This window comes from Saccharothrix sp. (genome assembly GCF_031180885.1).
Taxonomy (GTDB): domain Bacteria; phylum Actinomycetota; class Actinomycetes; order Mycobacteriales; family Pseudonocardiaceae; genus Actinosynnema.
In genome coordinates, this window is the sequence record NZ_JAPSLK010000001.1 from 204,079 (window position 1) to 224,870 (window position 20,792).

Here is a 20,792-nt window from a genome sequence, read left to right on the forward strand (position 1 = left end):
TCTGCGCCACAACCGGCCAGGTGGATCAGGCCAGCATGTCGTGGCGCACGATCGTCTGGTCGCGGCCCGGGCCCACGCCGATCGCCGAGATCCGGGCGCCCGAGATGGACTCCAGGTGCTCGACGTAGGCGCGCGCGTTGGCGGGCAGCTCCTCGAACGTGCGGCAGTGGCTGATGTCCTCGAACCAGCCCGGCAGCTCCTCGTACACCGGCACGGCGTGGTGCACGTCGGTCTGCGTCATCGGCATCTCGTCGACGTGCTCGCCGTCGATCGTGTAGCCCACGCACACCGGCACCTTCTCCAGGCCGGACAGCACGTCGAGCTTGGTGAGGAAGTAGTCGGTGATGCCGTTGACCCGCGAGGCGTAGCGGGCGATCACCGCGTCGAACCAGCCGGTGCGCCGCGAGCGGCCGGTGGTGACGCCGAACTCGCCGCCGGTCTTGCGCAGGTGCTCGCCCATGTCGTCGTTCAGCTCGGTCGGGAACGGGCCGGAGCCGACGCGGGTGGTGTAGGCCTTGAGGATGCCGATCACGGTGGTGATCCGGGTCGGGCCGATGCCCGAGCCCGCGCTCGCGCCGCCCGAGGTCGGGTTGGACGACGTGACGAACGGGTAGGTGCCGTGGTCGACGTCGAGCAGGGTGCCCTGCGAGCCCTCCAGCAGCACCGTCTCGCCGCGCTCCAGCGCGTTGTTGAGCAGCAGGCGGGTGTCGGCGATGCGGTCGGTGAACTTGGCGCCGTGCTCCAGCACCGCGTCCACGACCTGCTCGGGGTCCAGCGCCTTGCGGTTGTAGACCTTGACCAGCACCTGGTTCTTGAAGTCCAGGGCGGCCTCGACCTTCTGCCGCAGGATCTTCTCGTCCAGCAGGTCCTGCGCGCGGACGCCGACGCGGGCGATCTTGTCCTGGTAGCACGGGCCGATGCCGCGGCCGGTGGTGCCGATCTTGGCCTTGCCCAGGTAGCGCTCGGTGACCTTATCGATGGCCACGTGGTAGGGCATGATCAGGTGCGCGTCGGCGGAGACCAGCAGGCGCGAGGTGTCGACGCCCTGCTTCTCCAGGCCGTCCAGCTCCTCCAGCAGCACACCGGGGTCCACCACGACGCCGTTGCCGATGACGCTGGTCACACCCGGCGTGAGGATGCCGGAGGGGATCAGGTGCAGGGCGAACTTCTTGCCGTCGGGCAGCACGACGGTGTGACCGGCGTTGTTGCCGCCCTGGTAGCGGACGACCCACTGGACCCGTTCGCCGAGCAGGTCGGTCGCCTTGCCCTTGCCCTCATCGCCCCACTGGGCGCCGATCAGCACTACGGCCGGCATGTGAAACTCCAAGCGGTTCGACGGGTCAAGAGCGTGACGGGCCAGCCGTCACTTGCCGGTGGTTGAGGGTAGACCAGGAGATGAACGTGCGCGGAATCGTGTTGGCCTGCGGAAACTCGCAGTCGCCAATGATCACGGACGGTGACCGGTTCGAGGTGCGCGCGGTGGGTGCGCGCCCGGGAAAGGCCGAGGTAGACCCGGTTCTGGCCGAGTTGGGTGACCGTCGTCTCATCGTCCACGGTACGGACGCCGACCTCAACGCGGTCGTCCTGCGCCTGCTGCGGACCGAGCGGCTCGCCGAGGTCCCGGTGGCCTACGTGCCGGCGTCGCCGTCCTCGGACGTGGCCCGCCTGTGGAACCTGCCCACCGACCCGGGCCGCGCCCTCGACCTTGCCCTGTCGGGTGACGCCGACCGGGTGTCACTCGTCCGGGATGACGTCGGCGGGGTGCTCGTCGGTCTCGGGTCGCTGGGCCCGGTGCGCGGCGTCGGCTACGCGGACGACACGGTCGTGCTGCGCGGCCAGGCGAGCCGCATCGAGGTGGTCCCGGACAACGAATTGGGCCTCGCCGTGAGCGTCATCCACAAGCGCCTCTTCAGCAAGAAGGTGACCACGACGGCGGGCCGCGCGTTCCAACTCGGCTGCCTGCCCGTGCAGGTGAACCTCGACGGCATCGCGCACCCGCGCCCGATGAACAAGTGGACCTGGTACCGCCACACGGAGGATCTTCGCCTGGTGCGCGGATTGCAGTAACAAAGGGTTTTCCCTTCCGCCACAAGGGTGTCACTCGAAGGCATTGTGACAGCCGGATAATTGCCCCAAGGTAATTCCGACAGCTTCCAACTAGGAAGGTCGGAATTATGTCAACGGTCAACAAAGCCGCGCGTTTTTCGATCCCCCTGCTCCTGGCCGGCGCACTCACCCTCGGCCTGACCGCCCCCGCCCAGGCCACCCCGCCCGACATCCCCAGCGCCACCCAGGCAGGCGCCGAACTGGCCGCGCTCACGGTCGCGTCCGAGGGCTCCATGACCGGGTACTCGCGCGACAAGTTCCCGCACTGGATCACCATCTCCGGCACCTGCAACACCCGCGAGACGGTCCTCAAGCGCGACGGCTCGAACGTGGTGACCGACTCGTCCTGCGCCGCCGTCTCCGGCCGCTGGTACAGCCCGTACGACGGGGCGACGTGGTCGGCGGCGTCGGACGTCGACATCGACCACATCGTGCCGCTGGCCGAGGCGTGGCGCTCCGGCGCGTCGTCGTGGACCACGTCCCGCCGCCAGTCCTTCGCCAACGACCTGTCCGGCCCGCAGCTGATCGCGGTGACCGACAACGTCAACCAGGCGAAGGGCGACCAGGACCCGGCCCTGTGGAAGCCGCCGCTGACCTCGTACTGGTGCACGTACGCGAAGATGTGGGTACACACCAAGTACCGGTGGGGCCTGAAGGTGAACTCCGCCGAGAAGTCCGCTTTGCAGTCGATGCTCGGAAGGTGCTGATGGCCGACTACTCGTCCCCTTTCACCGCGGGCCCCGGCGGCGTGATGACCGATGAAGTCGGCGTCGTCACCGGCCAATTGGAATTGCGCACCACCTTCGCCAACGGGGTGGTCCGCGCGAAGGTCCGCTACGAAGGCGCAGACGAGTGGTACGCCATCACCGGCGCTTCCTGCCGCTTGGCCGACCAACGCGACCACGCGGCGGTCCACCAGGTCTTGTTGGGCGTGCTGAACCGCCCGCTCGGCTGACCGCGCCGGGGTCACCGTGGTGCCCCCGGCGCTTCAGCTCTCGCTCCTGCGGGTCAACGGGGGCAGCGCCTCGGCCGCCTCCGCCCGGGTCAACCCGGTGGCCTGCAACAGGTCCACCGCCACGGACCGCACCTGGGCCAGCACCACCTTGGTGGAGAACCCCTCGCCGCCCAGCTGCCGGGCCGTGGCCGCCGCCGCCGCGTCCCGCACCGCCGCCCGCGCCCGCCGGGGTTCCTCGCCCTTGGCCAGTTCGGCCCGCAAGATCTCCACCGCGGACGCGTACTGCCGCAAGACATCCGGCAGCACGACGGGCATCTTCTCGTTGTCCCGCAACGCCGCCAGCGCCCTTCGGGCGAGCACCCTGGTGTTGCGCAAGGCGTAGTCCACGGGTGCCGCGACGGCCTCGTACCGGGCCAGGTCGCCGCGACTGCGCCACCGGATCGGCGCGATGGTCGCGATCTCGCCCCCGGTCTGCAACGCGGTCTTGAAGTCGTCCACGGCCTCCTGGCTGCCGCGCAGCTTCGCCAGGACGCCCGCGGCCTGCACCGCGTCACCGTCGGCCACCGCGTCCGCGACCCCGCGCAACGCCGTCGCCAGCTCGCCGAACACGGCCTTCGACTGCCGGTGCGCCACGGTCAACGGGTTGGCCGGCAGCAGCGCCGTCACGGCCAACCCGACCAGCCCGCCGACCAGCGCGTCCACCATCCGGTCGAGCCCGCCGCCGGCGCTGGGCGGCAGCAGGGTGGCCACCAGCACGGCCGACGACCCCGACTGCAACGCGATCACCGCGCCGCCGTCGAGCAGCACCGCGGTCGACATGGCCAGCGCCACGACCAGCGCGATCTGCCACGGTCCGGAGCCGATCACGGAGATCAGGACGTCGCCGACGCCGACCCCGACCGACACGCCGACGACCAGTTCCACGACCCGCCGCAGCCGCTGCCCGAGCGACACGCCCAGGCACACCACGGCGGCGATGGGCGCGAAGAACGGGTGCGCGTGGCCGACCACGGACGTGGCGACCAGCCACGACAGCCCGGCGGCCAGCGCGGCCTGCACGATCGGCAACGCCGTGCTCTGCCACCGCTTCAGCCGCCGCACGACCTCCGCACGCACCCGCCCGCCGGACCCACCGGCAGCACCGCCCCCGGCCCTGCCGGCAGAACCACCGGACTTGCCGGCAGAACCACCGGACTTGCCGGCAGAACCACCGGACTTGCCGGCGGAACCACTACCGGACCCACCGGAAGACCCGCCGGGTGTCGGACCAGCCACGCGCCCGACCCGTCGTCAGGACAGGCCGAGGGCGGCCGGTGCGGCCGGATCGCTGTCGGCGAGGAACTTCTTGCAGCGCTCGTACTCCTCGGTCTCGCCGATCTCGTCGGCCGCCCGGGCCAGCGCCGCCAGCGCGCGCAGGAACCCCTGGTTGGCGCGGTGCGACCACGGCACGGGGCCGAAGCCCTTCCAGCCGGCGCGGCGCAGCTGGTCCAGGCCGCGGTGGTAGCCGGTGCGGGCGAAGGCGTAGCCGGCGATCGGGTCGCCGGTCTGCAGCGCGCGTTCGGCGAGCAGCGCCCACGCCTCGCTGAAGTCGGGGTAGGCACGGACGATCTTGGCCGGGTCGGTGCCCGCCTCGGCGGCGGCCTGCGCCTCGGGCCGGTCGGGCAGCAGCGTCGGGTCAGGACCGAGCAGGTTCTCCATGCGCTCAGGATAGGAATACCCGGGCCACGGCAGCGACCAGTGCCAGCACGAGCGCCGACACGACGACCGCGGCGACGACCTTCTTGCCCATCCCACCCACTCCTCGCGCTCTCAGCGAACTCTCAGGCCCGCACTGTTCCGTGTTACCCCGACCAGAGCAACGATCCTCACCCTTTCGCGCTAACCGAAGAGCGAACGTGCTGGTCGCCACCACCCCTTAGGGGACAAATCGGTAAAGACCAGGGTGGACCCCGCTTCCCGACCGTCCAGATGAGACGCATCATGTCCGGGTGAAAACGGGGGTTGTCGAACGCGTCGCGCGGTTCCGCGACCAGTACTGGGAGCGGGGCGAGCCGGGGCGCCGGACCCCGCCGGCGCTGGCCGCCGGCCTGTACCGGCTCTGGCTGTGGGGCCTGCTGTTCAAGCTCATCGGGTCGTCGTGGGACGTCGCCTGGCACTTCAAATGGCTGCGCGACGAGCTGGCCCCGCCGCACATGATCAACACGGTCGGCACGGTGATCGTGGTCGGCCTGACGATCTTCCACACCTACACCGGGTACGGCGCCGACAAGAACGCGCTGCGCCTGATGCAGTGGGGCACCGGGATCTTCCTGATCGCGCTGCCGATCGACCTGATCAACCACCGGATCAACGGCCTGGACATCACGTCGTGGAGCGGTTCGCACGCCCTGCTCTACCTGGGCACCGCGATCATGCTCGCGGGCGCGGTGCGCGGGTTCGCCCGGCAGACCGAGCCGGGCCGGTGGCGGCTGTTCGGCCTCACCGCGCTGTGGTTCTTCTTCCTGGAGAACGTGTGGTTCCCCAACCAGCACCAGGAGTACGGGGTGCTGGAGATCGCGTCGTGGGACCGCGGCGACCCGTACGCGGAGCCGATCCTGCTCCAGTTCGCCGCCGACCAGATCGGCCGGCCGGTGGACCGCGAGTCGATCGTGCAGTTCTCGCTGCCCATCCCGGACTGGGTGTACCCGGTGTGGGGCCTGATCGCCGCCGCCCTGGTGCTCGTGGTGGCGCGGCGCAGCATCGGTCGCCGGTGGGCCGCGACGGCGGTGGCCGCCGGGTACGTGGCGTACCGGTGCGTGATCTGGCCGCTGCTGGCGGGCGCGGACTTCCCGCTGTCGACGGTGCCGCTGTTCCTCGTGCTGGTCGGTCTCGCGGTGGACGCCGCGCACCTGGGCCGGGTGCCGGAACCGGTCGCGGCGGTGCTCGGCGCGGCGGCGGTCACCGGCCTGGGCTACGGCGGGATCTGGGCGCTGCAGCGGGTCGACGCGGCGCCGCCGATCCTGTTCCCGTCCGCGGCGGTGACGTTCGTGCTGCTCGCGGTGCTGTGGACGGCCGCGGGTCCGGCGGGCCGCAGGATCGGGGTGGGGCTGTCCCCACTGCGGTCCCGGGTGGCGGCCTGATTCTTCGCAGTCCCGAATCCCCCGAAGATCGTTCGTGTCGCAACCGACCGATCTTCGGGGGACTTCTTTCATGAGTGGACGTTTCCGCCGCCCGCTGCGCGCCGTGGTGGCCGCGGCCGTGGTGCTGGGCCTCGTCACCGCCACCGCTTCCACCGCCTCGGCCGCCACGTCGACCGCCGACGTGCACCGGGCCGCCCAGCGGTGGGTCGAGGCGGGCGCGCCGGGCGTGGCCGTGCGGATCGACGACGGCCGGCGGACCACCGAGCTGGTCCGCCAGAACTCGTGGTCGCGCCGGGACCACCGGCTCCGCCTCGGCGACGAGCACAAGTTCGCGTCGAACACCAAGGTCGTCACCGGTGTCCTGGTGCTCCAGCAGGTCCAGGAGGGCAGGCTGAGCCTGGACGGCCCGGCGAACAAGTGGCTGCCGCAGATCCCGGACGGCATCACCGTGCGGATGCTGCTCAACCGGACCAGCGGCCTGTTCGACTTCCTCAACGACCCGCGCCTGACGCCCATGCTGCTGGGCCGCGACCCCAAGCGCTGGTCGCCGCGGGACCTGCCGGCCGTCGCGTTCGAGCACCCGCCGCTGTTCCCGCCCGGTGAGCGGTGGAACTACAGCAACACCAACTACATCTCGCTCGGCGTGATCCTGGAAGCCGTGTCCGGCAAGCGTTACGCGGACCTGGTGCAGGAGCGGATCATCGACCGGCTGGGGATGGAGCACACGTACCTGAGCGACGCCAACGGTTTCCGCGGCCGGCACGCCCACGGCTACGAGCCCGACGCCGCGCACCTCGGCCCGCTGCTGCCGCCCGGCACGCCCGTCGGCGACGGCTTCGCCGGTCCGCAGCTGCACGAGCACGTGCAGACCGAGGGCATCGACTTGAGCGCTTCCTGGGCGGCCGGTGGCCTGATCTCCACCGCCGAGGAGTGGCCGAAGTTCCTGCGCGCCCTGTTCGGCGGGCGGCTGCTGCCCGCGGAGCTGCCGGCGGAGATGACAGAAGCCGTGCCGCAGGGCAACGGCGACGGCTACGGCTTGGGCCTGATGGAGATCAACACCCCGTGCGGCACGGTGTGGGGCCACTCGGGCGGCTTCCCCGGCTACCGCAGCCACAACTACGTCGACGCGACCGGAACCCGGACGGTGACTGTCCTGGCGACCACGACGTTCAAGCTCCACGCCCCGGAGGCCGCGAAGGCGCAGCGGGAGATGGTGAACACCGCCGTCTGCAAGCTGCACGGCCGGTGATCTCGTGAGGACGGCCCCTCCCGATTCACCCGGGAGGGGCCGTTGTTCACTCGGAAGCGTCAGCCGGCGATCATCCGACCGGAGGACTTCAGGTGCTCGCACGCCTGGGCGATGCGGGCGGCCATGCCCTGCTCGGCGGCCTTGAGGTAGGACCGCGGGTCGTAGGCCTTCTTGTTGCCCACCTCGCCGTCGACCTTCAGCACGCCGTCGTAGTTGGTGAACATGTGCGCCGCGATCGGGCGGGTGAACGCGTACTGCGTGTCGGTGTCGATGTTCATCTTGATCACGCCGTACGAGACCGCCTCGTGGATCTCCTCCAGCAGCGAGCCCGAGCCGCCGTGGAAGACCAGGTCGAACGGCTTGGAGCCGGCCGGCAGGCCCAGCTTCTCGGCCACGACCTCCTGGCCCTGCTTGAGGATCTCCGGGCGCAGCTTGACGTTGCCCGGCTTGTAGACGCCGTGCACGTTGCCGAAGGTCGCGGCGACCAGGTAGCGGCCCTTCTCACCGGCGCCGAGTGCGTCCACCGTCTTCAGGTAGTCCTCGGGGGTGGTGTAGAGCTTCTCGTTGATCTCGGCGACGACGCCGTCCTCCTCGCCGCCGACGACGCCCACCTCGATCTCGAGGATGATCTTCGCCTTGGCCGCGAGGTCGAGCAGCTCGGTCGCGATCTTGAGGTTCTCGTCCAGCGGCACCGCCGACCCGTCCCACATGTGGGACTGGAACAGCGGGTTCAGGCCGCGGTCGACGCGCTCCTGGCTGATGGCCACCAGGGGGCGGACGTAGCCGTCCAGCTTGTCCTTGGGGCAGTGGTCGGTGTGCAGCGCGATGTTCACCGGGTACTTCTCGGCGACGACGTGCGCGAACTCCGCGAGCGCCACCGCGCCGGTGACCATGTCCTTCACCTTGGTGCCCGAGGCGAACTCGGCGCCGCCGGTCGAGATCTGGATGATCCCGTCGCTCTCGGCCTCCGCGAAGCCGCGCAGCGCCGCGTTGAGCGTCTCGGACGAGGTGACGTTGATCGCGGGGTAGGCGAACTCGTTCGCCTTCGCCCGGTCAAGCATCTCGGCGTAGACCTCAGGGGTTGCGATGGGCATCGGTGGTCCTCCTCGGGTGCCCGGAACGCGGTGTCGGGGGCATCCTACGGCCACGCCCCGGTGGGAGAAGTTGATCACCGGCATAGTGGGGGCATGGCGATCGCACGGTGGAACGGCGAGATCATCGCCGAGAGTGACGACACGGAGATGGTGGAGGGGAACCACTACTTCCCCCTGGAGTCGGTGCACGCCCACTACCTGAGGCCGTCGGACACCACTTCGGTGTGTCCGTGGAAGGGCACCGCGAACTACTACAACCTGCACGTCAACGGCAAGGACAACCCGGACTCGGTCTGGTACTACGCCGAACCCAAGGAAGCGGCGGCCGGCATCAAGGGCCGCGTCGCCTTCTGGCGCGGCGTCGAGGTGACCGACTAGCCCGCCGGGGTCTGGGCGGCGGCTGCCCTCCGGCACGCCGACGCGCTCGTCGGTCCCGACCGGCGGATTCCGCTCTTCCGGTGGTCGACCGGCGGGTTCACGAGTGGTCAACCCGGTGGCGCGGGTCTTGCCCGATCGTGGGGTCGGGTTGGGCTGCGCCCCCGGTTTCCATTGTCCCACGAGGTACCGACAACCAGGGCCGAGCGCCCCCTGGGGCTCATTGTCCCAGGGGGCACCGACAATTCACCCGAACCGGGCGGTGGTCACCCGGAGCCGGCCGCCGTCAGCCGGAGTCGGCGGCGGTCATCCAGAGTCGGCCGCCGCCAGCCAGAGTCGGCCCCCGTCAGCCAAGAGTCGGCGGCGGTCATCCGGCGAAGGCGGCATCACCCGAAGCGGGCGGCGGTCACCCGAACCGGTCACCCGGCCAGGCCAGCGACCGCCCGGAGCGGTCACTTGGCGCGGGCGGTGGTCACCCGAAACGGGCCGCGACCGGTGGTCACTCGGACAGGGCGGCGGCGAGGTCCTTGAAGGCGGGGGAGGCGTCCTTGTTGTCGCCGAGGAGTTGGACCGAGACGTGGTCGGCGCCTGCGGCCACGTGGGCGCGGAGGCGGTCGGCCACGCGGTCGGCCGGGCCCCACGCCACCACCGCGTCCACCAGGCGGTCGCTGCCGCCGTCGCGGAAGTCGTCCTCGGTGAAGCCGTTGCGGAGCCAGTTGTTGGTGTAGTTCTCCAGCCGGAGGTAGAGGGCGAGGTTGCCGCGGGCCACCTCGCGCGCCTTGGCCGGGTCCTCCTCCAGCACGACGTGCTGCTCCGGGGCCAGGACGACGCCCGCCCCGACGACCTCCCGCGCCTGCGCGGTGTACTCCGGCGTGACCAGGTACGGGTGGGCGACGCTGGTCCGGGCGGCGGCCAGGCGCAGGACGCGCGGGCCGAGGGCGGCGAGGGCCAGGCGGTCGCGCGGGACGTCCAGTTCGTCGAGGTAGCGGACCAGCTTCCGGTACGGGCTGTGGTACACCTCACCCGCCTGCTCCCGGTGCCCCGCGCCCACGCCGACCAGGAAGCGGTCGGTCCAGGCCAGGTCGCGGTACCCGGCGTTGACGACGTCCGCCGGGGTCGTCCACACGTTGAGGATGCCGGTCGCGACGACGAGCCGGTCGGTCGCCTGGAGCAGCTCCCCGACGAGCCCGAGCACGCCGCCGTCCGGGGCCCCACCCAGCCACAACGTGCCGAAACCCAGCTCTTCCAGCCGTGCGGCGGCGTCCGCGCGGCCCTCCCAGCCGGTGTAGTGGCTCCAGACCCCGTAGCGCCCCAGCTCCACCGTCATTTCGACTCCTCTCGAAGACAACTCCGTCTGGGCCAACCGGCGCGTCCCACGATTTAGTCCTGGCTGTGAGATTCGCGGCCGGACCGGCGCGGCGGGTTGGGTTCGCGCCATGACGAACTTGGGAACCAGCGACCTCGACGTGTCCCGCCTGGCGCTGGGCGGGAACGTGTTCGGGTGGACGGCCGACGAGGAGTCGTCCTTCGCGGTGCTGGACGCGTACACGGCGGCCGGCGGCAACTTCGTGGACACGGCGGACGTGTACTCGGCCTGGGCGCCGGGGCACGCGGGTGGCGAGTCCGAGGCCGTGATCGGCCGGTGGCTGAAGTCGCGCGGCAACCGGGACCGCGTGGTCGTGGCGACGAAGGTCGGCATGTTGAGCGGCCTGGACGACCTGAGGGCGACCACCATCGCGACCGCGGCGGAGAACTCGCTCCGGCGGCTGGGCGTGGACCACATCGACCTGTACTACGCGCACAAGGACGATTTGGAGACCCCGCAGGAGGAGACGCTGGCGGCGTTCGACGCGCTGGTGCGGTCGGGCAAGGTCCGGTACATCGCCGCGTCGAACTTCACCGCCGAACGCCTCACCTCGGCCCTGGAGACGTCCGACCGCGAAGGCCTGTCCCGGTACGTGGCCCTCCAGCAGCACTACAACCTTGTTGAACGATCCTACGAGGGCGAACTGGCGGCGGCTGTCACGGCGGGCGGCCTGTCGACCGCGCCGTACTGGGCCTTGGCGAAGGGCTTCCTGACCGGCAAGTACCGACCGGGGGTCGAGGTCGAGAGCGTCCGCGCCGCCGCCGCGTCGAAGTACCTGGACGAGCGCGGCCTGCGCATCCTCGCGGCGTTGGACGAGGTCGCGGCGGCCCACGACACGACGGTCGCGGCGGCGGCCCTGGCGTGGCTCGCGGCGCAGCCGACGGTGACGGCACCGATCGCGAGCGCCCGGACCGTGGAGCAGTTGTCGGACCTGCTGCCGGCGCTCGAACTTGAGCTGAAGACGGACGAGGTCGAGCGCCTGACCGCGGCAAGCGCCTGACCAGCCGACCGACACTTAACTCTCCAGTAGCTTACTGGCGGTAAGTTGCGTTACGGTGGCCTCCGGAGAACCCGTTCGAGGAGGTCACCGTGGACGTTGCGGGCAAGGTTGTCCTGATCACCGGCGCGGCTCGGGGTATCGGCGCCGAAGTCGCCCGGCGGCTCGCCGCCAAGGGGGCGCGAGTCGCGCTGGTCGGGCTCGAAGGGGAACAGCTCCGCCGGGTCGCCGACCAGTGCGGTGGCAAGGCGTGGGAGGCCGACGTCACCGACTGGCAGGCGCTGGAGACCGCCGTCGACGGCGTGGTCGAGCACTTCGGGGGGATCGACGTCGTCGTGGCGAACGCGGGCATCGCGGCCACCGGCTTCATCCGCTCCATGGACCCGGCGGCCTTCGAGCGCGTGATCGAGGTCAACCTGCTCGGCGTCTGGCGCACCGTCCGCACGGCCCTGCCGCACCTGATCGCCAGCCGCGGCTACTGCCTGGTCGTCTCCTCGCTCGCCGCGATCGTCCACATCCCCGGCAACGCCGCCTACTCCGCCGCCAAGGCCGGCTGCGAGGCATTCGCCGACAGCCTGCGCGCCGAGGTCCGCCACCTGGGCGTGGACGTCGGCGTCGCCTACTTCTCGTGGATCTCCACCGACATGGTCAACAGCGCCGACCAGCACCCCGTCTTCGGACCGCTGCGCAGCGGCATGCCCGGCCTGGCCGGCAAGAAGTACCCGGTCTCCGACGTCGGCAAGGCCGTGGTCCGCGGCATCGAGAAGCGCGCCAAGGCGGTGCACGTGCCGGGCTGGGTCGGCGGGCTCAAGGTCTTCCGGGCGTTCACGCCCAAGGTCGTCGACCAGCAGGCCGCGCGGCAGGTGCCCGCCGCCGACCGGGAGATGGCCGCGAAGGACCTGTCCGGCCTCGTCGGGCCGGGTGGGCAGGCGGCGGGCACGCGCAAGACGGCCCAGAAGAAGCGCTAGTCGGTCAGCCAGGTACCCATCAGCGGCAGCCACTCGTGCACGCGCGTCTCGGCGACCACGCCGGCGGGCGTGTACGGGTCGGCCGCCAGCACCGACTTCAGCTCGGCCTCGTCGGCCACCTCGTACACCAGGATCGCGCCGGACTGGTCCGCGTACGGGCCGGAGACCAGCAGCTTGCCCTGCTCGACCAGGGTCGCCAGGTACTCCCGGTGCGCCGGGCGGACGGCCAGCCGCGCCTCCTGGTCCTCCCCGAACACCAACTCGACCGCGTACCGAGCCACCGCCCACCTCCACGAAGAACGTCAACGCCGGCACCGAAGCTACCCGCGAACCGGGTACCGTCTTTTCCGTGGTCGGTTCGGAACAACACAGCGGCGGCATCGCGCGTGTGCAGGACACGCTGACGAACCTGCGCATCCAGGACGGCGTCGCGCCCGCGCCGACCGGTCCCCTCACGCTGGAGGACCTGTACCGGCAGCACCGGATGCGGCTGGTCCGGCTGGCCCTGCTGCTGGTCGACGAGCCCTCCACGGCCGAGGACGTGGTGCAGGAGGCGTTCACCGGCCTGTACCGGAACTGGTCGCGCCTGCGGGACGCCCAGGCCGCCGTCGGCTACCTGCGCACCGCCGTGGTCAACGGCTCGCGCAGCGTCCTGCGCCGCCGCAAGACCGCCCGCGACTACACCCCGCCGCACGTGGCCAACGCCCGGTCGGCGGAGAGCCTGGCCATGCTCACCGCCGAGCACCAGGCGGTGGTGAAGGCGCTTTCCCAGCTGCCGCCGCGCCAGCGCGAGGTCCTCGTGCTGCGCTACTACGGCGACCTGTCCGAGGCCGAGATCGCCGAGGCCACCGGCATCTCCAAGGGCACCGTCAAGAGCACGGCCAGCCGCGCGCTGGACGCCCTCCAGAAGATCATGGGCACCGCCTGACGCAGGGCGCGGAGGCGGTCCGGTACCTCACCGGACGGCCTGCCGCGACGCGCGACGGGCAACCGGCCGCATCGCGACGAAACTGGCACAACATCGCACCACACCCAGCGGGAAAGCGCTTACCAAGCCGCGTCCCGCAGCGTGGGAGAACCGGGGTGCGGAGGGTGGGCGGATGTGTACCGGGTGGGGGAATCGGGCACTTGGTATAGACCAATGGCGGCTCGATGCCGCACTATCGGTCCTCGTGGCACGCACAAGACACGTGATAGCCGTCGACGTCGGCGGCACCGAGACCAAAGCCGCCCTGGTGGCGGGCACCGCCTCCGACGTGCGCGCGGTGCGGCAGCGGCGGCGGGCGACGACCCGGGACGCCGACGCCGTGGTCGACGATGTGGCCGCCCTGGTCGACGAGCTGCGTGCCGGCGCCGACGACGTCGAGGCCGTGGGTCTCGTCGTGCCCGGCGTCGTGGACGAGGAGGACGGCGTCGGGGTCTACTCCGCGAACCTCGGCTGGCAGGACTACCCGTTCGTCAAGCAGGTCGAGGCCCGCACCGGCCTGCGCACCGCGTTCGGGCACGACGTGCGCGCGGGAGGGCTCGCCGAACTCCGCATCGGCAACGCCAAGGGCCTGCGCGACGCCGTGATCATGCCCATCGGCACCGGCATCGCCGCCGCGCTGGTGCTGGACGGGCGGGTCTACCGGGGCGACGGCAGCGTCGGCGAGATCGGCCACGTCGACGTCGGCCACGGCGACCCGTGCGGCTGCGGCCAGACCGGCTGCGTGGAGGCCCGCGCGTCCTCCGCCGCGATCGCGCGCCGGTACACCGAGCGCTCCGGCAACCCGGTCACCGGGGCGGCGGACGTGGCGCGGCTGGTCCGAGCAGGCGAGAACGACGCGGTGGTCGTGTGGCGGGAGGCGGTGGACGCGCTCGCACGGGGCATCCTGCTCGTGGCGGCTCTGCTGGGTCCGGAGGCGGTGGTCCTCGGCGGTGGTCTCGCGCTGGCGGGCCCGCTGCTGGTGGACCCGCTGCGGGACCGGCTGGACGGCTTGATCACCTTCCAGCGGCGCCCGGAACTGCGGCTGGCGGCGCTGGGCGACGAGGCGGGCTGCCTCGGTGCCGCGCTGCTGGCCATCGACATGCTGGAGGAGAGATGAGCACGTGGGGTGGACCGGTGGACGTGACCCTGACGGGAGGTCGGGTCGTCACGCCCGGCGGGGTGCTCGACCGGGGCTGGGTCGCCGTGCGCGACGGCCGGATCGCCGCCGTCGGTGACGGTGCCGCGCCGGACGGCCCGACGACGGACCTCGGTGGCGCCTGGCTGGTGCCGGGCTTCGTGGACGTCCACTGCCACGGCGGTGGCGGCGAGGCGTTCACCAGCGCAGATCCCGAGCGCGTGCGCCGGGCCGCCGCCGCGCACCGCCGGCACGGGACGACGACCATGCTGGCCAGCCTGGTGTCCCGCCCGATCCCGGAGCTGGCCGACCAGGTGAAGGCGCTGGCCGAGCTGGTGGACGACGGCGTGGTGGCTGGCATCCACCTCGAAGGCCCGTTCCTGTCCGCCGCGCGGTGCGGGGCGCACGACCCGGCGATCCTGTGCCCGCCGGACGCCGCCTCGGTCGACGCGCTGCTCAAGGCCGGTCGCGGGACCGTCCGCATGGTGACCGTGGCCCCCGAGCTGGAGCACGGTGTCGACGCGGTCCGCCGCCTCGTCGACAACGGCGTGCTCGCCGCCATCGGGCACACGGACGCGACCGAGGCCCAGATCCGGCCCGCCGTGGAGGCCGGAGCGACCGTCGCGACCCACCTGTTCAACGGGATGCGCCCCCTGCACCACCGCGAGCCCGGCCCGATCGGCGCCCTGCTGGACGACGAGCGGGTCACCGTCGAGCTGATCTGCGACCTGGTCCACCTGCACCCGACCGCGGTCCGCCTGGCCGCGCGGCACGCGGGGACCGGCCGGACCGTCCTGGTCACCGACGCCATCGCGGCGGCGGGCGTGGGCGACGGCGTGTACGACGTGGGCGGCCTGGAGGTGCGGGTGGTGGACGGCGTGCCGACGCTCGCGGGCGGGGCGTCGCTGGCCGGCAGCACGCTCACGATGGACGCGGCGTTCCGCAACGCCGTGCAGTCGTGCGGGCTGACCGTCGAGGAGGCCGTGCACGCCACCGCCACGCGTCCCGCGCGGCTGCTGGGCGTCGAGGCGGGCGAGATCCGGGCCGGTCTGGCGGCCGACCTGGTCGTGCTGGACGCCGAGTTCCGGCCGCGCGAGGTCATGGCGCGCGGCGAGTGGGTGAAGGAGTAGTGCGCCGCGCCGCCCCCGACGACGTGGGCGGCGCGCGATACTGGGCACCATGTCCGACGAGCACGAGCGGCTGGTGGTCGACGCGCTGCGCGCGCAGGTCGCCGGCACCGGCGGGCACCTGCCCGCCCCGACGCCCGACCCGGCCCGCCCGGCGCTGGGCGCGGGCTGGGTGCTGCTGCTCGCGGTGCTCCTCGGCCTGGCCGCCGGCACGGTCGTGGCGGTGATCACTCTCCGTTGAGCCTGTACCGTGGTCCGCGTGACGGTCGCGCTCACCACCACCACCCACGCCCTCGGCCCGGACTGGCTCAAGCCCGAGGTCCTGCTCCAGGGCCTCGGCCCGTACATGCTGGTCGGCCTGTGCTTCATCATCTTCGCCGAGTGCGGGCTGCTGGTCGGGTTCTTCCTGCCCGGCGACTCGCTGCTGTTCACCGCGGGCCTGTTCGTGGCGACCGGCGTGATGGACTACCCGCTGTGGCTGGTGTGCGTGCTGCTGACCGCGTGCGCGATGATCGGCAACGCGGTCGGGTACTGGATCGGCTACCGCGCGGGGCCGGCGCTGTTCAACAAGCCGGACTCCAAGATCTTCAAGAAGGAGTACGTCGACAAGACGCACGAGTTCTTCGAGAAGTACGGGCCGCGCGCGATCGTCCTGGCCCGGTTCGTGCCGATCGTCCGGACCTTCATCACCGCGATGGCCGGCGTGGGCCGCATGGACGCCAAGAAGTACTTCACGTACTCGTTCATCGGCGGCGTGGCGTGGGCGGCCGGCCTGACCGTCCTGGGCTACTTCCTCGGGCAGATCGAATTCGTGCGTAACAACCTCGAAATGATCCTGCTGCTGATCGTCTTCCTGTCGATCGTGCCGATCATCATCGAGGTGATCAAGGCACGCCGGGAGAAGAAGGCCCTGCTCGCGCAGGAGGCCCAGGACATCACCCAGCAGTTCGACCGCACGGACGACGCCACCCAGCAGTTCAAGCGCATCGACTGACCCGGTAACGGGTGTCGATCACTCCTCGATAGGTCGTGGGGCGCCATCAGGCGCCCCTTTTGACCTTTGGGGCTTTCATGAGCCGCTTGAAGCGTGCCCTCGGCACGCTCCTGGTGGCCCGGCACCGCGCCGGCCACGCCCGCCGTCGGCGGCCCAGCCGCCGACGAAGACCCCCGCACGTCGAACGACTACACCGACCTGCGGACACCGCACGACACTCTCCCGTCGAACAACGACTCCCCGGTCGGCATGTGGCGCAACACCGACGGGAAGCTTCGCCTCGACCACGCCGCAGGTCGTCGAGTGCGAGTACGCCCTGGGTTCCGGCGAGTGGGTGGCCGTGCCAGCTGTGGACGGCACGGCATCCATCACGTACACGCCGACCGCGACGGGCTTCCACAACTTGCAGGTGCGGGCACGGACGTCCTCGGGCTTCGGCGGCCGGGCGAGCGTGACCATCGGGTCGGACCGGCCGGGCCTCAACGACGTGCGGGTCTTCGGGGTCACCGCGGACGGCATCCGGACCGCCGAACACCTCCGCAGCTACGAGGCGGTGCTGGGGTACGCGTGGGCGCACAGCTCCGACTACCCGTACGAGACCGAGGCCGGCGGGGTGGGCGACGCGCCGCGTTTCCCGACGATCACGCTCTTCGATGGGCGGGAAACGCGGCGCGACGAGCCCCAGGGCGGCCTCGCCGCCGCGACGAAGTCGCGGCCATCAGGCACTGAACATCGAGCCGGGGTTGAACAGGTTCTCCGGGTCCAGTGCGCGTTTGATCTCGCGGTGGACCCGGAGGCCCACCGGGCCGATCTCGGTGGCCAGCCACTCGCGCTTGATCTTGCCGATGCCGTGCTCGCCGGTCACCGTGCCGCCCAGCGCGAGCCCGACCGCCAGGATCTCGTCGAACGCCCGCTGCGCCCGCGCGAACTCGTCCGCCGAGGTCGGGTCGTACACGATCGTCGGGTGCATGTTGCCGTCGCCGGCGTGCCCGACGACCGCGATCCGCAGTCCCACCTCCGCGCCGATCCGCTCGCACCCCGCGATCAGCTCGGCGATCCTGGTCCGCGGCACGCACACGTCGTCGGTCAGCCACGCCCCGTAGACCTCCAGGGCGTTGAGCACGGCGCGGCGGGCGGTGAGCAGGTCGCGGCCCTCGTTGAGGTCGTCGGTGGCGTAGGTGAGGTCGGCCCCGGAGTCCTTGCAGACCTGTTCGATGACCGCCAGCTCACGCCTCGCCGCCTCGCCGCCGGCGTCGGACTGGCAGATGAGCAGGGCTTCGTCGGCGTTCAGGTCCGTCTTGAGGTACTGCTCGACGGCCCGGATGGACGTCCGGTCCATGATCTCCATCAGCGAGGGGACCACCCCCTCCCGCACCACGCGCGCCACGGCGGTGCCCGCGTCGGCGGTGTTGGAGAACGTCGCGACCAGCGTCGACGGGGCCTGTGGCAGGGGGCGCAGGGCCAGGGTGGCGCGGGTGATGACGCCCAGCGTGCCCTCGCTGCCGATGAACAGCTTGGTCAGGTCGTACCCGGCGACGCCCTTGACCGTCCGGCGGCCGGTCTTGAGCAGTTCGCCATCGGCCAGTACCACCTCCAGGCCGAGGACGGAGTCCGTGGTCACGCCGTACTTCACGCAGCACAGCCCGCCCGCGTTGGTGGACAGGTTGCCGCCGATCGTGCACCAGTCGTAGCTGGACGGGTCCGGTGGGTAGAACAGCCCGTGCTTCTCGACCGCGCCGCGCAGGTCGAGGTTCACGACACCGGGCTCGACGACGGCCAGCCGGTTGTCCGGGTCGATCTCGACGATCCGGTTCATCTTGGTTGTGACGAGCACCACACAGCCGTCAATGGCGTTGGCGGCCCCGGACAGCCCGCTGCCCGCGCCGCGCGGCACGATCGGCGTCCGGTGGGCGGCACAGGCCCGGACGACCTCCTGCACCTGGTCGGCGGAGGTCGGCAGGACGACAGCCAGCGGTTGGCCGTGCGGGGCGAGCGGCATCATGTCGCGCCGGTACGCGGCGGTGACGTCCGGATCGGTGAGCACGGCATCCGGTCCGACGGCGGCGCGCAACCGCGTGAGCAGGGCCTCCATCCCCTCAAACTAGCGCCGTTCGGCACGTCTCAACCCGAACCTTTCAACACCAGTTCGCCCGGAGTCGCCCTAACGGCTCTGAAGCGCCACGTAGGCTGGCCCCCGTGGTGTTGTCCGCAACGTCCGAAACACTCGCATTCGCCCCGCTGGAGACCGCAGGCCCGTTGGCCGTGTGGCTCATCACGCTGAGCTTCGTCTTCTTCGAGTGCGCGTTCATCTTCGGCCTGTTCCTGCCCGGTGACTCGCTGCTGTTCGCGGCCGGTGTCGTGCTCGCGCAGCACGACGGCGAGCTGAGCGCGTGGCTGCTGTCGGTCGCCGCGATGATCGTGGCCGTGGTCGGCAACCAGATCGGCTACTACATCGGCCGGCACACGGGCACCCGCCTGCTGGCCCGCCGCGGCGGCAAGGTCCTCAACAAGGAGAACCTGGCCAAGGCCCGCGACTTCCTCGACCGCCGCGGCTTCTGGGCGATCGTCCTGGCCCGCTGGATCCCGTGGGTCCGCACGCTGGCCCCCATGGTCGCCGGCGCGGCCCGGATGGACCCGCGCAGGTTCATGCTCGCGACCACCATCGGCGCGCTGGCGTGGGTCCCCACGCTGGTCCTGGCCGGGTACTACGGGGCCGGGCTGCTCACGTCGATCCCGTGGCTCCAGACGGTCGCGGTCATCGCCAGCGTGGCGTTCTTCGTGATCGGCACCGTCTACGGCCTCGTCCGGTACCGCCAGGAGATGCGCAAGCCGGTCGAGGAAGAGGTCGGCGCCCAGCAGTAGGCCGGGCTCAGAGGACTTCGCGGATCAGCAGGTCGGCGGCGGCCGTGGAGGCGTTGACCATCAGGGCGTTGACGTGGTCGGTGCCGTTGAGCACGCGTTCCCGGGCGTCCTCCACCGACCGGCCGTAGCGGACGTGGCGGTCGATCAAACGGGACACGCGCAGGTCCTCGTCGATCATCAGGAACCACGCCTCGTCCAGCACCACCCGCACACGCTTCCACTTGTCGTACTGCATGAGCAGGTAGTTGCCCTCGGTCACCACCAAGGGCACGTCCGGCGGCACGGGCACCGCGCACGCCACCGGTTCCTCGATCTCCCGCCGGAACTCCGGCGCGTACACCACGTCCGGTCCGCACGCCTTGAGCCGGCCCAGCAGGTCCACGTAGCCGGGGATGTCGAAGGTGTCCGGCGCGCCCTTCCGGTCGGCGATGCCCAGCCGGTCCAGTTCCTTCTGGGCCAGGTGGAAGCCGTCCATCTCGACCAGGACCGCCGACGTGCCGAGGGCGTCGACCAGGCGGCGGGCCAGGGTGGACTTGCCCGAACCCGGGGCGCCGCCGATGCCGAGCAGCCTGCGCTCACCCGGTTCGGCCAGGCGTCGTGCCCGGTCGACCAGGTCGTCGAACCTCACCCGCTGTCCCGCCACCGCTCCAGCTCCTCAACCCAGTCCCACGCGGTGTTGCGCACGCGCACCGCCGCCACCTCGTTCGCCCACCGCACGGCGTCCGCCACCGCGAGGCCGCGGGCGACCGCGACCGCCAACGCACCGTGCCACACGTCCCCGGCGCCGTTGGTGTCGCGCACGGGCACCGCGGGCACCGGCACCGCACCCGTCGCGCCGTCGGCGCGCGACCAGGTGACCGGCTCCGGGCCGCGGGTGCGGATCACCAGCGGCACGCCGTGCGCGTGCACCTCGGGCTCGGGCAGCTCGAAAGCGGCCGAGCACGCGGCGACGTCGACGAGGGGCAACAGGTCGTCGAGCACAGGTTTCCAGCTCCCCGCGTCCAACACCACAGGCACGCTTGCACGTTTCGCCAGGCGGGCCGCGGCCAGCGCCGCCGGGCCGAGGTGACCGTCCACCAGCACGACGTCGCACCCGGCCAGGTCCACCTCGTCCCGCAACTCGAACCCGGCGGCGTTGCGGGACACGACGGTCCGCTCGCCGTCCCGTTCCCGCACGACGACCATGCTCACCGCCGGCCCGCCCGGACCCAGCGACCGCACCTCGACCCCGCCCAGCATCCCGGCCACCACGGGCCCCAGCTCGCCGCCCAGCGACGTCAGCAGCACCGCCCGGTGCCCCAGCGCCGCCACCGCCCGCGCCGCGTTCGCCGCCGGACCGCCGGGCGCCAGGTGCACCCCCAGCGACCGCACCTTCTCGCCCGGCGCGGGGAACTCCGCGACCACCTGAGACACGTCCAGGGTCGTCAGCCCGACACACAGGACGGCTGCCACGACGTGCACCTCCAAGCCGGTATCGT

General features: G+C 71.5%; 23 protein-coding genes. 14 read left to right on the plus strand and 9 right to left on the minus strand.

Annotated features, from left to right (window positions below; all coding sequences use genetic code 11):
• Nucleotides 1–25: 25 nt before the first annotated feature.
• Nucleotides 26–1,315 (minus strand): adenylosuccinate synthase, encoded by a 1,290-nt coding sequence (locus tag RIN75_RS01075; protein ID WP_309109818.1) that lies wholly within the window; start codon nt 1,313–1,315, stop codon nt 26–28.
• Between the two features lie 128 nt (nt 1,316–1,443).
• Between RIN75_RS01075 and RIN75_RS01080 the strand changes: the two genes are divergently transcribed.
• The 3 genes from RIN75_RS01080 to RIN75_RS01090 all read left to right on the plus strand — a co-directional run bounded on the left by RIN75_RS01080 (nt 1,444) and on the right by RIN75_RS01090 (nt 3,061).
• Entirely contained in the window at nt 1,444–2,067 is a 624-nt protein-coding gene (locus RIN75_RS01080) for a hypothetical protein (protein WP_309109819.1), read from the plus strand.
• Nucleotides 2,068–2,174: 107 nt separating this feature from the next.
• Nucleotides 2,175–2,813 carry an HNH endonuclease family protein gene (locus tag RIN75_RS01085; protein WP_309109820.1) on the plus strand — a complete coding sequence of 213 codons (639 nt, stop codon included), beginning with the start codon at nt 2,175–2,177 and terminating at the stop codon, nt 2,811–2,813.
• A complete protein-coding gene (locus RIN75_RS01090; RefSeq protein WP_309109821.1) occupies nt 2,813–3,061 on the plus strand; it encodes a hypothetical protein in 249 nt (82 codons plus the stop codon). The genes RIN75_RS01085 and RIN75_RS01090 overlap by 1 nt, the downstream gene beginning before the upstream one ends.
• A gap of 33 nt (nt 3,062–3,094) precedes the next feature.
• Here the strand turns inward: RIN75_RS01090 and RIN75_RS01095 are convergent, their stop codons facing one another.
• Together RIN75_RS01095 and RIN75_RS01100 are read right to left on the minus strand one after the other, a co-directional pair.
• Nucleotides 3,095–4,177, minus strand: a complete 1,083-nt coding sequence (locus RIN75_RS01095; protein ID WP_309109822.1) for an FUSC family protein — start codon at nt 4,175–4,177, stop codon at nt 3,095–3,097.
• A gap of 174 nt (nt 4,178–4,351) precedes the next feature.
• Complete coding sequence (locus tag RIN75_RS01100) at nt 4,352–4,759, minus strand: DUF3151 domain-containing protein (protein WP_121224264.1); 408 nt, start codon at nt 4,757–4,759, stop codon at nt 4,352–4,354.
• Between the two features lie 290 nt (nt 4,760–5,049).
• Between RIN75_RS01100 and RIN75_RS01105 the strand changes: the two genes are divergently transcribed.
• Both RIN75_RS01105 and RIN75_RS01110 read left to right on the plus strand, forming a co-directional pair.
• Nucleotides 5,050–6,180, plus strand: coding sequence for a hypothetical protein (locus tag RIN75_RS01105; protein ID WP_309109823.1), 1,131 nt, complete (start codon nt 5,050–5,052; stop codon nt 6,178–6,180).
• Nucleotides 6,181–6,250: 70 nt separating this feature from the next.
• Nucleotides 6,251–7,429, plus strand: a complete 1,179-nt coding sequence (locus RIN75_RS01110; RefSeq protein WP_309109824.1) for a serine hydrolase domain-containing protein — start codon at nt 6,251–6,253, stop codon at nt 7,427–7,429.
• 59 nt (nt 7,430–7,488) lie between these two features.
• On the opposite strand, the gene fbaA is transcribed toward RIN75_RS01110, so the two are convergent.
• A complete protein-coding gene (fbaA, locus tag RIN75_RS01115; protein ID WP_309109825.1) occupies nt 7,489–8,523 on the minus strand; it encodes a class II fructose-bisphosphate aldolase in 1,035 nt (344 codons plus the stop codon).
• A 93-nt stretch (nt 8,524–8,616) separates the two neighbouring features.
• Between fbaA and RIN75_RS01120 the strand changes: the two genes are divergently transcribed.
• Nucleotides 8,617–8,901, plus strand: coding sequence for a DUF427 domain-containing protein (locus tag RIN75_RS01120; RefSeq protein ID WP_309109826.1), 285 nt, complete (start codon nt 8,617–8,619; stop codon nt 8,899–8,901).
• Between the two features lie 496 nt (nt 8,902–9,397).
• On the opposite strand, the gene RIN75_RS01125 is transcribed toward RIN75_RS01120, so the two are convergent.
• Nucleotides 9,398–10,225: an LLM class F420-dependent oxidoreductase gene (locus RIN75_RS01125; RefSeq protein ID WP_309109827.1), complete on the minus strand. Its 828-nt coding sequence runs from the start codon at nt 10,223–10,225 to the stop codon at nt 9,398–9,400.
• A gap of 109 nt (nt 10,226–10,334) precedes the next feature.
• Here RIN75_RS01125 and RIN75_RS01130 point away from each other — a divergent pair, with 109 nt between their 5' ends.
• Together RIN75_RS01130 and RIN75_RS01135 are read left to right on the plus strand one after the other, a co-directional pair.
• A complete protein-coding gene (locus RIN75_RS01130; protein WP_309109828.1) occupies nt 10,335–11,264 on the plus strand; it encodes an aldo/keto reductase in 930 nt (309 codons plus the stop codon).
• Between the two features lie 89 nt (nt 11,265–11,353).
• Nucleotides 11,354–12,229 carry an SDR family oxidoreductase gene (locus RIN75_RS01135; protein WP_309109829.1) on the plus strand — a complete coding sequence of 292 codons (876 nt, stop codon included), beginning with the start codon at nt 11,354–11,356 and terminating at the stop codon, nt 12,227–12,229.
• On the opposite strand, the gene RIN75_RS01140 is transcribed toward RIN75_RS01135, so the two are convergent.
• Nucleotides 12,226–12,510: a muconolactone Delta-isomerase family protein gene (locus RIN75_RS01140; RefSeq protein ID WP_309109830.1), complete on the minus strand. Its 285-nt coding sequence runs from the start codon at nt 12,508–12,510 to the stop codon at nt 12,226–12,228. The two genes, RIN75_RS01135 and RIN75_RS01140, sit on opposite strands and share 4 nt — an antisense overlap.
• Before the next feature lie 68 nt (nt 12,511–12,578).
• Between RIN75_RS01140 and RIN75_RS01145 the strand changes: the two genes are divergently transcribed.
• The 5 genes from RIN75_RS01145 (at nt 12,579) to RIN75_RS01165 (ending at nt 16,452) form a co-directional block, all read left to right on the plus strand.
• Nucleotides 12,579–13,157 (plus strand): SigE family RNA polymerase sigma factor, encoded by a 579-nt coding sequence (locus tag RIN75_RS01145; RefSeq protein WP_309109831.1) that lies wholly within the window; start codon nt 12,579–12,581, stop codon nt 13,155–13,157.
• Between the two features lie 262 nt (nt 13,158–13,419).
• Nucleotides 13,420–14,313 carry an ROK family protein gene (locus RIN75_RS01150; RefSeq protein WP_309110415.1) on the plus strand — a complete coding sequence of 298 codons (894 nt, stop codon included), beginning with the start codon at nt 13,420–13,422 and terminating at the stop codon, nt 14,311–14,313.
• Nucleotides 14,310–15,461, plus strand: coding sequence for an N-acetylglucosamine-6-phosphate deacetylase (gene nagA / locus RIN75_RS01155; protein ID WP_309109832.1), 1,152 nt, complete (start codon nt 14,310–14,312; stop codon nt 15,459–15,461). Before RIN75_RS01150 ends, nagA begins: the two co-directional genes overlap by 4 nt.
• Nucleotides 15,462–15,510: 49 nt before the next feature.
• Nucleotides 15,511–15,699, plus strand: a complete 189-nt coding sequence (locus tag RIN75_RS01160; protein WP_309109833.1) for a hypothetical protein — start codon at nt 15,511–15,513, stop codon at nt 15,697–15,699.
• Between the two features lie 9 nt (nt 15,700–15,708).
• On the plus strand, nt 15,709–16,452 hold the full coding sequence (locus tag RIN75_RS01165; protein ID WP_309109834.1) for a VTT domain-containing protein: 744 nt from the start codon (nt 15,709–15,711) through the stop codon (nt 16,450–16,452).
• 718 nt (nt 16,453–17,170) lie between these two features.
• Here the strand turns inward: RIN75_RS01165 and RIN75_RS01170 are convergent.
• Nucleotides 17,171–18,544 carry an FAD-linked oxidase C-terminal domain-containing protein gene (locus RIN75_RS01170; protein ID WP_309109835.1) on the minus strand — a complete coding sequence of 458 codons (1,374 nt, stop codon included), beginning with the start codon at nt 18,542–18,544 and terminating at the stop codon, nt 17,171–17,173.
• A gap of 104 nt (nt 18,545–18,648) precedes the next feature.
• On the opposite strand from RIN75_RS01170, the gene RIN75_RS01175 reads away from it, so the two are divergent.
• Nucleotides 18,649–19,314: a DedA family protein gene (locus RIN75_RS01175; RefSeq protein ID WP_309109836.1), complete on the plus strand. Its 666-nt coding sequence runs from the start codon at nt 18,649–18,651 to the stop codon at nt 19,312–19,314.
• Between the two features lie 7 nt (nt 19,315–19,321).
• Here the strand turns inward: RIN75_RS01175 and RIN75_RS01180 are convergent, their stop codons facing one another.
• The gene (locus RIN75_RS01180) at nt 19,322–19,942 is read right to left on the minus strand and encodes a nucleoside/nucleotide kinase family protein (protein ID WP_309109837.1); all 621 of its coding nucleotides are present in this window, start codon (nt 19,940–19,942) and stop codon (nt 19,322–19,324) included.
• The gene (locus RIN75_RS01185; protein WP_309109838.1) at nt 19,939–20,766 is read right to left on the minus strand and encodes a PfkB family carbohydrate kinase; all 828 of its coding nucleotides are present in this window, start codon (nt 20,764–20,766) and stop codon (nt 19,939–19,941) included. The genes RIN75_RS01180 and RIN75_RS01185 overlap by 4 nt, the downstream gene beginning before the upstream one ends.
• Nucleotides 20,767–20,792: the final 26 nt, after the last annotated feature.

Excerpts from the sequence above, each read along its gene's own strand:
- RIN75_RS01075 (WP_309109818.1), bottom strand. The coding sequence starts at position 1,315 with ATGCCGGCCGTAGTGCTGATCGGCGCCCAGTGGGGCGATGAGGGCAAG.
- RIN75_RS01080 (WP_309109819.1), top strand. The coding sequence starts at position 1,444 with ATGATCACGGACGGTGACCGGTTCGAGGTGCGCGCGGTGGGTGCGCGC.
- RIN75_RS01085 (WP_309109820.1), top strand. The coding sequence starts at position 2,175 with ATGTCAACGGTCAACAAAGCCGCGCGTTTTTCGATCCCCCTGCTCCTG.
- RIN75_RS01090 (WP_309109821.1), top strand. The coding sequence starts at position 2,813 with ATGGCCGACTACTCGTCCCCTTTCACCGCGGGCCCCGGCGGCGTGATG.
- RIN75_RS01100 (WP_121224264.1), bottom strand. The coding sequence starts at position 4,759 with ATGGAGAACCTGCTCGGTCCTGACCCGACGCTGCTGCCCGACCGGCCC.
- RIN75_RS01110 (WP_309109824.1), top strand. The coding sequence starts at position 6,251 with ATGAGTGGACGTTTCCGCCGCCCGCTGCGCGCCGTGGTGGCCGCGGCC.
- fbaA (WP_309109825.1), bottom strand. The coding sequence starts at position 8,523 with ATGCCCATCGCAACCCCTGAGGTCTACGCCGAGATGCTTGACCGGGCG.
- RIN75_RS01120 (WP_309109826.1), top strand. The coding sequence starts at position 8,617 with ATGGCGATCGCACGGTGGAACGGCGAGATCATCGCCGAGAGTGACGAC.
- RIN75_RS01125 (WP_309109827.1), bottom strand. The coding sequence starts at position 10,225 with ATGACGGTGGAGCTGGGGCGCTACGGGGTCTGGAGCCACTACACCGGC.
- RIN75_RS01130 (WP_309109828.1), top strand. The coding sequence starts at position 10,335 with ATGACGAACTTGGGAACCAGCGACCTCGACGTGTCCCGCCTGGCGCTG.
- nagA (WP_309109832.1), top strand. The coding sequence starts at position 14,310 with ATGAGCACGTGGGGTGGACCGGTGGACGTGACCCTGACGGGAGGTCGG.
- RIN75_RS01160 (WP_309109833.1), top strand. The coding sequence starts at position 15,511 with ATGTCCGACGAGCACGAGCGGCTGGTGGTCGACGCGCTGCGCGCGCAG.
- RIN75_RS01170 (WP_309109835.1), bottom strand. The coding sequence starts at position 18,544 with ATGGAGGCCCTGCTCACGCGGTTGCGCGCCGCCGTCGGACCGGATGCC.